This window comes from Pseudomonas sp. NPDC085632 (assembly GCF_044541255.1).
Taxonomy (GTDB): domain Bacteria; phylum Pseudomonadota; class Gammaproteobacteria; order Pseudomonadales; family Pseudomonadaceae; genus Aquipseudomonas.
Genome location: NZ_JBITSX010000030.1, coordinates 53,650 through 65,816, shown reverse-complemented (window position 1 = coordinate 65,816; position 12,167 = coordinate 53,650). Strand labels below are relative to the sequence as shown.

The 12,167-nt window shown below is 60.6% G+C and carries 8 protein-coding genes and 1 pseudogene (1 of these 9 running past the window's edge); 1 reads left to right on the top strand and 8 read right to left on the bottom strand.

From position 1 onward, the window contains the following. Positions 1-243, top strand: a pseudogene (locus tag ACIF4X_RS18870) (OmpA family protein) (it extends 674 nt beyond the left edge of the window). 97 nt (positions 244-340) lie between these two features. On the opposite strand, the gene cobA reads toward ACIF4X_RS18870, so the two are convergent. From cobA to ACIF4X_RS18830, 8 genes are all read right to left on the bottom strand, one after another. Next, positions 341-1,108, bottom strand: coding sequence for a uroporphyrinogen-III C-methyltransferase (gene cobA, locus ACIF4X_RS18865; RefSeq protein WP_397483282.1), 768 nt, complete (start codon positions 1,106-1,108; stop codon positions 341-343). A gap of 13 nt (positions 1,109-1,121) precedes the next feature. Continuing rightward, positions 1,122-3,836: a molybdopterin-dependent oxidoreductase gene (locus ACIF4X_RS18860; RefSeq protein ID WP_397483281.1), complete on the bottom strand. Its 2,715-nt coding sequence runs from the start codon at positions 3,834-3,836 to the stop codon at positions 1,122-1,124. Beyond that, complete coding sequence (nirD, locus tag ACIF4X_RS18855; protein ID WP_053118721.1) at positions 3,836-4,153, bottom strand: nitrite reductase small subunit NirD; 318 nt, start codon at positions 4,151-4,153, stop codon at positions 3,836-3,838. The genes ACIF4X_RS18860 and nirD overlap by 1 nt, the downstream gene beginning before the upstream one ends. Then, positions 4,150-6,603 (bottom strand): nitrite reductase large subunit NirB, encoded by a 2,454-nt coding sequence (gene nirB / locus ACIF4X_RS18850; protein WP_397483280.1) that lies wholly within the window; start codon positions 6,601-6,603, stop codon positions 4,150-4,152. Before nirB ends, nirD begins: the two co-directional genes overlap by 4 nt. A gap of 422 nt (positions 6,604-7,025) precedes the next feature. After that, a complete protein-coding gene (locus ACIF4X_RS18845) occupies positions 7,026-8,684 on the bottom strand; it encodes a protein kinase (protein WP_397483279.1) in 1,659 nt (552 codons plus the stop codon). Positions 8,685-8,691: 7 nt separating this feature from the next. After that, complete coding sequence (locus ACIF4X_RS18840; RefSeq protein WP_397483278.1) at positions 8,692-9,903, bottom strand: nitrate/nitrite transporter; 1,212 nt, start codon at positions 9,901-9,903, stop codon at positions 8,692-8,694. Positions 9,904-10,353: 450 nt separating this feature from the next. Further along, positions 10,354-10,929: an ANTAR domain-containing response regulator gene (locus tag ACIF4X_RS18835; RefSeq protein ID WP_007916390.1), complete on the bottom strand. Its 576-nt coding sequence runs from the start codon at positions 10,927-10,929 to the stop codon at positions 10,354-10,356. A 15-nt stretch (positions 10,930-10,944) separates the two neighbouring features. After that, positions 10,945-12,156, bottom strand: a complete 1,212-nt coding sequence (locus ACIF4X_RS18830) for a CmpA/NrtA family ABC transporter substrate-binding protein (RefSeq protein WP_397483277.1) — start codon at positions 12,154-12,156, stop codon at positions 10,945-10,947. Positions 12,157-12,167: the final 11 nt, after the last annotated feature.

The window sequence follows — 12,167 nt, the reverse complement described above, 5'->3', positions numbered from 1 at the left end:
TCCACCAACTCTACTGTTGAAGGTCACACTGACTCCGTCGGTCCTGACGCTTACAACCAGAAACTGTCCGAGCGTCGTGCAAACGCCGTTAATCAAGTTCTGACCAACCAGTACGGTGTTGAATCGTCCCGCGTTCAGTCTGTTGGCTACGGCGAATCCCGCCCAGTTGCTGACAACAAAACTGAAGCTGGCCGCGCTGTAAACCGTCGCGTAGAAGCGCAGGTTGAAGCTCAAGCTAAGTAATTAGCTGCCGCTCTGAGAAAAGCCCGGCTTAGGCCGGGCTTTTCTTTGCCTGCGATTTGGCTTTGAAGCGTTAAAAGATCGCAGCCTTCGGCAACTCCTACAGGACCAATGCAGATCCAAAGTAGGAGCTGCCGCAGGCTGCGATCTTTTGATCTTCAACAACAGCCGCCACCGCCCCGATCACCAGAATCGCCGGGCTTTTCAATCCAAACGCACACGCATCATCACTCATACTCGCCAGATCACTCCGGCATTCCCGCTGCTGTGGCAACGATGCATTTTCAATCATCGCCACCGGCGTATCCGCCGCCATCCCGCCCGCCAGCAACTGATCGCGAATCTCGCCCAGCTTGGCAACGCCCATGTAAATCACCAGCGTCGTGCCGCCTTGCGCCAGTGCCTGCCAGTTCAACTGGCTGTCGTCCTGAGTGTGCGCAGTCACCAGCGTCACCCCGCGCGCCACCCCGCGTAACGTCAGCGGAATATCACACTGCGTCGCCCCGGCCAGCCCGGCGGTGATGCCATTGACCAGTTCCGCCTCGACGCCACGCTCACGCAGCCACTGTGCCTCTTCGCCACCTCGGCCGAAGATGCACGGATCGCCACCCTTGAGCCGCACCACACACTTGCCGTGGCGGGCATAGCGCAGCATCAGTCGATGAATGAACGCCTGCGGTGTCGAGCGGCAACCCCCGCGTTTACCCACGGCAATGATTCGCGCGCCAGGGCAGTGTTCGAGCACCGCGTCGTTAACCAGATCATCAATCAGCACCACATCGGCCTCGCGCAGGGCCCGCACCGCTTTGAGGGTCAGCAATTCGGGATCACCAGGACCTGCACCCACCAGCCAGACTTTTGCACTCATGGTGTTTTCCTCATCAGATGACGGCAACTGGCTGCACATCGGCAGCCAGCAAGCGTTTTATTTCCGGGACACACGAGCCGCATTGCGTGCCGCAGCCCAAATTGTTTTTCAAACCTTGCAGATCCAGCCCTTGGCGAATGCCGGCGCAGACCGCGTTGAGGCTGACGTTCTTGCAGTTGCACAGGGTTTTATCCGCAGCGATCTGCGCCCCGGCACTGCCCGGCGGCGCACTCATCGGTGCCAGTAACCAGCGCCGCAGTTGTTCGTCCGCGCGGCCTTCCAGCCACAACCCTTGCAGCCAATGCCGGGCGAGGGTTTCGCCGGCCAGGCGGATTGCGGTGATCCGGCCGTTTTCAATGCGCACGCGCTTGCCAATGGCCCGGCGTGGATCGTCGTAAGCCAGTACCGGCCCGTCGATCAGTGACAGGCATCGGTCGATCTCATTGAGCAATTGCGCATTCGGTGCCTCGCTGCTGGCAGCGCGTATCAGCAACGCCGATCGTTCACGTCCGACAAGGCTGAGGCTCACGTAGGAAAATGCCTCACAGAGCGGTCGTAGCGTCTCGAAATGCCGTTGAACATCGCCCTCAATCAGTGCGAAAAGTTGCCACGGCAGATTCACCGGTTCCAGACGCACACCGCTGTGTTTGAGTTCCGGTTGTTTCGACAATGGATCAAAGGCCGGCAGGGTCAGACTGTTTACACCGCCCTTGAGAAAACGGTCACCCCAGTGCATCGGCAGAAACGCTTGTCCCGGACGCACGCTGTCATCACTGCCGACCGCAACGATCACCGCACCGCGACGACTTTTCAGGTTGACCAGATCACCCGGCTGCAAACGATGCCGGCGCAGTTCGTCCGGGTGCAGGCTCAACACCGCTTCGCTGACATGCCCGAACAATTGCGCCGCCGTACCGGTGCGGCTCATACCGTGCCATTGATCACGCAGACGTCCAGTGATCAACGTCAGTGGAAAACGCGCATCACGCTGTTCTTTGGCGGCGCGATACGGGTCTGAGATGAACTGAGCGCGTCCGTTGGCGGTAGGGAAAATCCCGTCCTCGTACAGTCGTGGCGTTCCTTGCCGCGCTCCGACAGGGAAGGGCCATTGCTGCGGCCCGATCTCGTCGATCAGCGCATGACTGATCCCGGACATATCCAGATCACGACCCTGCGTCAGGCCTTTGAATTCATCGAACAACTGCGCAGGTTGGGTGAACGCAAACAGGCTCGGCTCGTTGGGGCGCTGACGTTTCTCCAGACGTTGTGCGAAATCTACCGTGATCGCCCAGTCCGGCCGCGCTTCGCCCGGTGGGAGGATGGCTTTGCGTACGTGGGAAATGCGTCGTTCGGAGTTGGTCACCGAGCCTTCCTTCTCGCCCCAACTGGCGGCGGGTAGCAAGAGATCGGCGAACGCTGCGGTTTCGGTGGTGCGAAAGGCTTCTTGCAGAACTACAAACGGGCAAGCTTCCAGCGCCGCGCGCACCGCACTCTGATCCGGCATCGATTGTGCGGGGTTGGTGCAGGCGATCCATAACGCCTTGATCTTGCCGCTGCGCACTTGCTCGAACAGTTCGATGGCGCTGAGACCAGTGCTACCCGGCAGTTGATCCACACCCCAATAAGCCGCCACTTCGACGCGGTGTTCAGGGTTGGCCGCGTCTCGATGTCCTGGCAACAGATTCGACAAACTGCCGGTTTCGCGCCCGCCCATTGCATTCGGCTGACCGGTGAGGGAGAAAGGTCCTGCACCCGGACGGCCGATTTGCCCGGTGGCCAGATGCAGATTGATCAACGCGCTGTTTTTTGCGCTACCAGCCGTGGACTGGTTCAGGCCCATGCACCACAGCGACAGAAAACTCGGCGAAGTGCCCACCCATTCAGCGCACTGCTGCAGTTGTTCGGCACTGATCCCGCATAACTGCGAAACCATTTGCGGGGTGTAATCGCGCACCAGGTTCTTCAGTTCGGCGAGGCCATCGGTGTGCGTTTTGACGAAGTCGCGATCAATCCAGTCTTCCCACAACAACAGGTGCAAAATCCCATGAAACAAAGCGACATCGGTACCGGGCAGAAGCGCCAGGTGCAGATCGGCGAGGTCGCAGGTGTCGGTACGCCGTGGATCAATGACGATGACTTTCATCTGTGGGCGGCGGGATTTTGCTTCTTCCAGTCGACGGAAAAGTACCGGATGGGCGTAGGCCATGTTACTGCCGACGATCATCACGCAATCGCTGAGTTCCAGATCCTCATAGCTGCACGGCGGGGCGTCGGCGCCGAGGCTGCGCTTGTAGCCGACCACGGCTGAGGACATGCACAGGCGCGAATTGCTGTCGATGTTGTTGGTCCCGACCAGTGCTCGCGCGAGTTTGTTGAAGGCGTAGTAGTCCTCGGTCAGCAACTGCCCGGAGATATAAAACGCGACGCTGTCCGGGCCGTGCTCGGCAATGGTCTCGGCGAACACGTTGGCAGCGTGTTCCAGCGCGGTGTCCCAATCCGTACGGCTGCGCGCCAGACCTTTACCCAGGCGCAGTTCCGGGTACAGCGCGCGAGCTGTGAGGTCGCCGGTCAGGTGCAGGGTCGAGCCTTTGCTGCACAGTTTGCCGAAGTTGGCCGGATGCGCCGGATCGCCGCTGACGCCGAGGATGCGCTCGCCGTCATGCTCGATCAGCACGCCGCAGCCGACCCCGCAATAGCAGCAGGTCGAGGCGGTCGTCTGGCGGTTCATCAGATGGCGTCCCGCAGGGCCAGTTGCACACGACCGTTTTCGACCCGTGCCGGGTGATGGTGCGCGCAACCGATGTCCGGCGCCTGAGCTTCGCCAGATTCGAGGTCGATTTGCCAGTTGTGCAGTGGACAGGCCACGCGTTTGCCGTAGATCAAACCCTGTGACAACGGCCCACCCTTGTGTGGGCAGCGGTCGTCGAGGGCGAAAACCTCATCGTCGCTTGTGCGAAAAATCGCGATGTCACCTTTCGGCCCCGCAATGATCCGCGAACCGAGGGCGTTGATCTCTTCGAGGGCACAGATGTCGAGCCAGTTCATGCCGGCACCTCCAGGTTTTTCACAGGGATCACGTCGAATTCTTTCTTCAGTTGCGGCTGCGCCAGGCGTTCTTTCCACGGATCCTGTTCGAACGACAGGGAGAATTGCAGGCGCTCGTTCAAGGCTTTGCGGCGCTCGGGGTCTTCCAGCACGGCTTTCTTGATGTGCTCCATGCCGACCCGTTGCAGGTAGTGCACGGTGCGCTCGAGGTAGAAGGCTTCTTCGCGATACAACTGCAGAAACGCGCCGTTGTATTCGCGCACTTCTTCGGCGGTTTTCAGCTTGACGAAGAATTCGGCGACTTCGGTTTTGATCCCGCCGTTGCCACCGATGTACATCTCCCAACCGGAGTCGACGCCGATGATTCCTACGTCTTTGATTCCCGCTTCCGAGCAGTTGCGTGGGCATCCGGAGACAGCGAGTTTCACTTTGTGCGGCGACCACATGTTGAACAGGTCGTGTTCCAGCTCGATGCCCAGTTGTGTCGAGTTCTGCGTGCCGAAGCGGCAGAATTCACTGCCGACGCAGGTCTTCACGGTGCGTATGGATTTGCCGTAGGCATGCCCGGATGGCATGTCGAGATCTTTCCAGACGCCGGGCAAGTCCTGTTTCTTGATGCCGAGCAAATCGATGCGCTGGCCGCCGGTGACCTTGACCATCGGCACGTTGTACTTGTCGGCCACGTCGGCAATTCGCCGCAGTTCCGACGGATTGGTCACGCCGCCCCACATGCGGGGCACCACCGAATAGGTGCCGTCCTTCTGGATGTTGGCGTGCGCGCGTTCGTTGATCAGGCGCGATTGCGGATCGTCCTTGGCTTCGCCGGGCCAAGTGGAAATCAGGTAATAGTTGAGGGCAGGGCGGCATGTTGCACAGCCGTTCGGCGTGCGCCAGTTGAGGTAGCTCAGGGTGCCGGCGATGGTCAGCAGATGTTCTGCGCGGATCGCTTGGCGAATCTGCCCGTGGTTGAGGTCGCTGCAACCGCAGATGGCTTTTTCGCTTTTCGGTTTGACGTCGGCCGCACCGCCGACGGTGTTGATCAGGATCTGTTCGACCAGCCCGGCGCAGGAGCCGCAGGAGCTGGCGGCCTTGGTGTGCTTCTTCACCTCGTCGACGCTGAACAGGCCGTGTTCCTGAATGGCTTTGACGATGGTGCCTTTGCACACGCCGTTGCAGCCGCAGACTTCAGCGGTGTCGGCCATGACCATGGCTTTGTCCTGGCCCTGATGTCCTACGTCTCCCAAGGCGTTTTCGCCAAACATCAAGTGATCGCGGATCTCGCCGATGGCGTGATTCTCACGAATCTGGCGGAAATACCAACCGCCATCTGCCGTATCGCCGTACAGACAGGCGCCAACCAGCACGTCATCCTTGATCACCAGTTTTTTGTACACGCCGCCGATCGGGTCGGAGAGGGTGATGGTTTCCGTACCTTCGCCGCCCATGAAGTCGCCAGCGGAAAACAGGTCGATGCCAGTGACTTTCAATTTGGTCGACGTCACTGAGCCCTGATAACGGGCGAAGCCCAATTGTGCGAGGTGGTTGGCGCAAACCTTGGCCTGCTCGAACAGCGGCGCGACCAGGCCGTAGGCAATGCCGCGATGGCTGGCGCACTCGCCGATGGCATAAATACGCGGGTCATAGGTTTGCAGGGTGTCGTTGACCAGGATCCCACGATTGCACGGGATCCCGGCCTTCTCAGCGAGTTCGGTGTTGGGGCGAATGCCGGCAGCCATCACCACCAGATCGGCGGGAATGATGTCGCCGTTCTTGAACTGCACCGAGCCGACCCGGCCATTGCCGGCGTCGTGCAGGGCTTGGGTCTGTTCGCACAGACGGAAGTGCAGGCCACGGGATTCGAGGGCGCTTTGCAGCAGTTGGCCACTGGTTTTGTCGAGTTGCCGTTCCAGCAGCCACTCACCGATGTGCACCACGGTGACGTGCATACCGCGCAGCATCAGGCCGTTGGCGGCTTCGAGACCGAGCAGGCCACCACCGATGACCACCGCGTGTTTATGGGTTTTTGCGGTGTCGATCATCGCCTGGGTGTCGGCGATGTCGCGGTAACCGATTACGCCGTGCAGGGTGTTGCCGGGGATTGGCAGGATGAATGGCGTCGAACCGGTGGCGATCAACAGGCGATCGTATTCGGCCTCCGTGCCGTCCTCGGCGATCACCCGGCGTTTGACCCGGTCGATCTCCACCACTTTGCGGTTGAGCAGTAACTTGATGTGGTTTTCCAGGTACCAGTCGAGGTCGTTAAGGACGATCTCTTCGAAGGTCTGCTCACCAGCCAATACCGGTGAGAGCAGGATGCGGTTGTAGTTGGTGTGCGGTTCGGCGCCGAAGACGGTGATGTCGTACAGTTCGTTGCTCAGCTTGAGCAGTTCTTCGAGGGTGCGGACCCCGGCCATGCCATTGCCGATCATCACCAGTTTGAGTTTTTTCATCAGGTTCTCCGGGGAGCTGCGGCTGGCCTCTTGTGGGCAGTCAGGCCTTGCTCGAGAAATTTTGCGCAAACAAAAAAAGGCGTCCCGCTAGTTGCCTAGCGAGGACGCCTTTGTCCTGGTCCCGTTCTCTCGGGAAGCGCAGCGTTCGTCGTTGAAGGCTGGGCTTTATGTGTGTGTTGAGTGGGGTAATGCAGTGGTTGTGCCAAGTGGGGACGGTGGCGGGTTTATTGGGGTTTGGTAGTTTTTGAAGGTGATTTTTTGCACTGAATCGAGGCGGGTTGCTCGTTCGTGGGGCATTCAGACCGATGGATTTGTGGTGTATGGGCGGGCGCCTTCGCGAGCAAGCTCGCTCCCACAGGGGATCTGTGTCGTTCACAAAATCCCTGTGGGAGCGAGCTTGCTCGCGAATGGCGCGATGCGGTTCAACTGTGAAACAACACAACCAGCAGCACCAGATTTCCCAGCAACGCCAACAACGCCATGGTGCGCCAAACCTTCAACGGCTCACGCTCCAGTAATGGCCGAGGCCGCACGCTCAAACTCCGCCGCTCGCCCTGTTCCAACACCAACAACCACTCTTCAGCCGTTTCAAAACGCTGTTGCGGATCAGTTGCCACGCCACGCTCCAGACTCTGTGCCAACCATTCCGGTAGATCCGGCCGATAACGGCAGGCATTCACCGGCAGACCAAATCGCGGCCGTTGAAACGCTTCAATCTCGCCATAAGGAAAATGCCCGGTCAGCAGGAAATACAGGGTCACACCGATCGCGTACAAATCCTGCTGCGCACTCGGCGGATCGCCGCGAAACGCTTCCGGGGCGATATAGCTGGGAGTGCCCGGCAGCGTCGATGGCGCGTCTTCGGACAGGCCCGGGCAATACGCCAGGCCAAAATCCAGAAGGCGCAATTCGCCGTCGTCGCCCACGTGCAGATTTTCCGGTTTGATGTCCCGGTGCAGAATCTGTCGCCGATGCAGCAGGCCGACCGCGCGCAGCAGACGTTCGGCGATGTCCTGCCATTGCGCCAAGGGTAAAGGCCCGAGCTGTGCCAAGGTCTTTCCGGAATATTCGCGCATCACGTAGTACAAATGCTGACGCTGGCTGCACATGTGGACTTCAGGAAAATGTCGCCCGGCCACACGCTTGAGGAACCATTCTTCCGACAACAAGGCTTGTCCGGCTTGAGGATCATCCGCCAGCCGCGCAGGCAATGTTTTCAGCAACCAAGTCTGGTCATGAGCGTCGACGACGCGATAAAGCAGCGATTGCTGGCTCTGAGCGACAATCCCCTGCACCTGCCAGCCTTCGAACGATTGGCCAGGTTTCAGCGGCGGCGGCAATGGCCACTGCTGCAAATGCATCAGCGCATCACCAATGTTCGCCTCGCCGACGGCATCGACCCGCACAAGCATCGCACTGGCATTGTCCTGACTCCCCGCCAGATGCGCCGCGTTGACCAGCGTTTGCGCAGCACTGCTCAGATCCGGCTGGTCACGCAGAATCGCCGCAATCGCGGTGTCACCCAAAGTCGACCAGACGCCGTCACTGAGCAGCACAAAGCTTTCACCGTCACGCAGTTCACCGTCGAGGAAATCCAGCACCAGATGCTGATCCAGCCCCAATGCACGCTTGAGCACATGCTGCATGCCCGGTTGATCCCAGACATGATCTTCAGAGATCCGCTGCAAACTATCGTCGTGCCAGCGATACACCCGGCAATCGCCGACGTGAGCGAGGGTAAAACGCCGACCGCGCATGACCAAAGCACTGACCGTGGTGAGCAATGGCTGGCCACCGCCATTGGCCTGCAACCAGCGATTTTGCGCGAGCAGCAGACGGTCCAGCGCCTGTGCCACGCTCCAGGTTTCCGGCGTGGCGTAGTAATCAAGTGCCAGCGCTTGCAAGGTCGAACGCGCAGCCAGTGCGCCATCGGCGCATTGGCTGACGCCATCGGCGATGGCGAACAGATAACCCTTGCTCGCCGCCAACACCGGAGCGGGCGTCACCAGGCGCAAAGCGTCCTGATTCTCCGCACGCGGGCCGGTGGCGCTGGCTTCGGCAAAACTCAGTTGCAGGGCCATCGACGTTTCAGACCCGCGCCGCCGTCACCGCCGCCGAACCCCAAGTGGTTCTCCAGCGACGCTTGACGCCGTGCAGGCCAAACCATGCCAACACGCCGAGGCTGGCGAACAACCACAGGGCCAGTTGATAGCTGCCGGTGCTTTGTTTGATCGCACCCATGCCGGCGGCCAAGGCAAAGCCGCCGATGCCACCGGCCATGCCGATCAAACCGGTCATGACGCCGATCTCCAGACGAAAACGCTGCGGCACCAGTTGGAAAACCGCGCCGTTGCCTGCGCCTAAACCGAGCATGGTGCAGACGAAAAGCGCCAGCGCGGCGTAGGAACTTGGCAGATTGAAGCCGACGGCAGCGATGCAGACGGCAGCGACGGTGTACATCGCCAGCAAGGTGCGGATGCCACCGAAACGGTCAGCCAGGGCGCCGCCCAACGGCCGCATCAAACTGCCGCCGAACACGCAGGCTGCGGTGTAGTAGCCAGCGGTCACCGGGCTCAGCCCGTATTGATCGTTGAAGTAGCCGGGCAGGGCGCTGGCCAGGCCGATGAAGCCGCCGAAGGTCACGCTGTAGAAAAACATGAACCACCAGCTGTCGCGGTCGCCCAGGGCTTTGAAGTAGTCGGTCATGGCTTTGGCTTTCGGCCGCTCAGGGGCGTTTTTCGCCAGCCAGGCAAACAGCACCAACGTCAGGATCAACGGAATCAACGCGAAGCCGAAAACATTGCTCCAGCCGAACGCAGCGGCCAGCACCGGTGCGAGCAGCGCGGCGAACACAGTGCCGGAGTTGCCCGCACCGGCAATGCCCATGGCTTTGCCTTGATGCTGCGGCGGGTACCACTGCGAAGCCAGCGGCAGGGCGACGGCAAACGAGGCGCCGGCCATGCCGAGGAACAGGCCGAGTATCAGCGCCTGTTCATAACTGTGGATGCCGAGTTTCCAGGCGCCGAACAATGCGCAGATGACGATGACCTGGCCGATCAGCCCGGCGGTTTTCGGCGACAGTCGATCGGCGAGCATGCCCATGATGAAGCGCAGCACCGCGCCCGCGAGGATCGGCGTGGCGACGACGAGACCGCGTTGTTGCGTGGTCAGGTGCAGGTCGGCGGCAATCTGCACCGCCAACGGGCCGAGCAGGTACCAGACCATGAAACTCAGGTCGAAATAGAGGAAGGCCGCGAACAGGGTCGGGGTGTGGCCGGATTTCCAGAAGCTTGAATTCATCGCGCACCTCAGCTGAAAAGAGTCTCGAAAGGAGTCATGCAACAGCAGGTGGGGCGCCGCCACGGCCGCACCACCGGCCCCGGTCTGTGGGGCCAAAACGCAAAAACGCCGCTACCTGATTCGCCGAAGGGGGCGAACGGGGTGAGCGACGTCTTTGTCGTGGGTGGGGCAACCGCCGTTGGTTACCTGAGTGAAATGCTTAGCGAGATTTGTGCCAACAGCCGGAAAATCAAAAGCCCCTCACCCTAACCCTCCCGAAACGTCGGACCGCCCAGAGGGAGAGTGGACTGATTGGGGGATGCTCGCGAAGTACGCCGACCTGTGATTTCTGCTGTGAATCCATAATCGACTCGGTCTTTCAGGTCGATGTTTGACGTCAGACAGCTCGGTCGGTCCCCTCTCCCCCTGGGAGAGGGCTAGGGTGAGGGGCTTTTCAAGCGGTCAGCGCTTTCACCCGAGCAACTCACTCATGGCAATAATCTGCTCCGCCACCTGAATCAGCTTCTGCTGCCGACTCATCGCCTGGCGCCGCATCAGGGTGTAAGCCTCTTCCTCATTACAATCCTTCATCTTCATCAACAACCCCTTGGCCAACTCAATACGCTTGCGCTCAGCCAGTTGCTGATCACGCGCCTGCAACTGCGCGCGCAACGCCTGATCACTCTCGAAACGCGCCATCGCCACATCGAGAATCGGCTGCAAACGCTGTGCGTGAATGCCTTCGACAATGTAGGCACTGACCCCGGACTTGATCGCCTGACGCATCACCCCCGGATCATGTTCGTCGGTAAACATCACAATTGGCCGCGGCTGGTCGCGGCTGACCAGCACCACTTGCTCCATGACATCGCGGCTCGGTGACTCGGTATCGATCAGGATTACGTCCGGGCGCACTGTTTCGACGCGTGCAGGCAGGTCGATGGTCAGGCCGGACTCGTCGATCACCTCGAAACCGGCCTCGGTCAGTGCTGCTTTCAGGCGCCCGACTTTTTTCGCTGTGTCGTTGATCAACAGAATGCGCAACATGTTCGCGGTCTCCTGTCAGCGGCGGGCTAGAAGAGGGGCGTTGTCGCTCAACGCATGCAGTTTGAAGCTGCGCGCGTAAGCGGCCGGGTCGCTGCCGTCCCAGACTTTGCCGTCGAGCAACTGGCTGCTGCGCATGTCGGTGCCCCACGCGGCGACGCCGACAGCGGTGGCGGCATCGCGGTAGACGTCCAGTTGCTGAACCTGGCGGGCGACGGCGAGGTAATCCGGGTCTTCGCGCAGCAAGCCCCAGCGGCGGAACTGGGTCATGAACCACATGCCGTCCGACAGATACGGCAGGTTCACCTCGCCATTGCCGTGAAAACGCAGCGCGTGCGGATCTTGCCAGCGATTGCCGAGACCATCGGCATAATCACCGAGAAAACGCGGTTCGATACACGAAAGCGGCGCGTCCAGATATTCCGGCGCGCTGAGCAACTGCGCGGTGCTGCGACGATTTTCCGGGCTTTCTTCGATGAAGCGGCTGGCTTCAAGGATCGCCATCACCAGCGCCCGTACGGTGTTGGGGTATTGCTCGACAAATTCACGGGTGCAGCCAAGGACTTTTTCCGGGTGATCGGGCCAGATGGTCTGGCTGGTGGCGAGGGTGAAACCGAGATCCTGCTGCACCGCGCTGGCCGCCCACGGTTCCCCGACGCAAAAACCATCAATACGCCCGGCTTGCAGGTGCGCGACCATTTGCGGCGGTGGCACGACCACGCTGTTGACGTCCTGCAGCGGATGAATGCCCTGACTCGCCAGCCAGTAATAAAGCCACATCGCATGCGTGCCGGTGGGGAAGGTCTGCGCGAAGGTCAGTTTTGCGCGGCTTTGGTGCACGTGGCGGTCCAGCGCTTCAGGACTGCTCACGCCGAGTTTTTGCAAGCCATGGGAGAGGTTGAGGCTTTGGCCGTTCTGGTTCAGACCCATCAGCACCGCCATATCGGTCGGGGCGACGCCGCCGATGCCCAGATGCACCGCGTAAATCAGTCCGTACAAACTGTGCGCGGCGTCGAGTTCGCCGCTGACCAGGTTGTCGCGCAGATTCGCCCATGAACTCTGGCGCTTGAGATTCAGGGTCAACCCGTAAGGCTGGGCAAAGCCCTGCGTGGCCGCGACGACGACCGAGGCGCAGTCGCTCAGCGCCATGAAGCCGAGGTTGATCGCGGTCTTTTCCGGGGCATCGCTGCCGTTGACCCAGGCCAGCGGCCCTGCCGAAGATTCATTCATCCAACGCTACC

Coding starts and splice junctions, on each gene's coding strand:
- cobA (WP_397483282.1), bottom strand. CDS start 1,108: ATGAGTGCAAAAGTCTGGCTGGTGGGTGCAGGTCCTGGTGATCCCGAA.
- ACIF4X_RS18860 (WP_397483281.1), bottom strand. CDS start 3,836: ATGAACCGCCAGACGACCGCCTCGACCTGCTGCTATTGCGGGGTCGGC.
- nirD (WP_053118721.1), bottom strand. CDS start 4,153: ATGAACTGGCTCGACATCTGTGCCCTCGAAGAGATCAACGCCCTCGGT.
- nirB (WP_397483280.1), bottom strand. CDS start 6,603: ATGAAAAAACTCAAACTGGTGATGATCGGCAATGGCATGGCCGGGGTC.
- ACIF4X_RS18845 (WP_397483279.1), bottom strand. CDS start 8,684: ATGGCCCTGCAACTGAGTTTTGCCGAAGCCAGCGCCACCGGCCCGCGT.
- ACIF4X_RS18840 (WP_397483278.1), bottom strand. CDS start 9,903: ATGAATTCAAGCTTCTGGAAATCCGGCCACACCCCGACCCTGTTCGCG.
- ACIF4X_RS18835 (WP_007916390.1), bottom strand. CDS start 10,929: ATGTTGCGCATTCTGTTGATCAACGACACAGCGAAAAAAGTCGGGCGC.
- ACIF4X_RS18830 (WP_397483277.1), bottom strand. CDS start 12,156: ATGAATGAATCTTCGGCAGGGCCGCTGGCCTGGGTCAACGGCAGCGAT.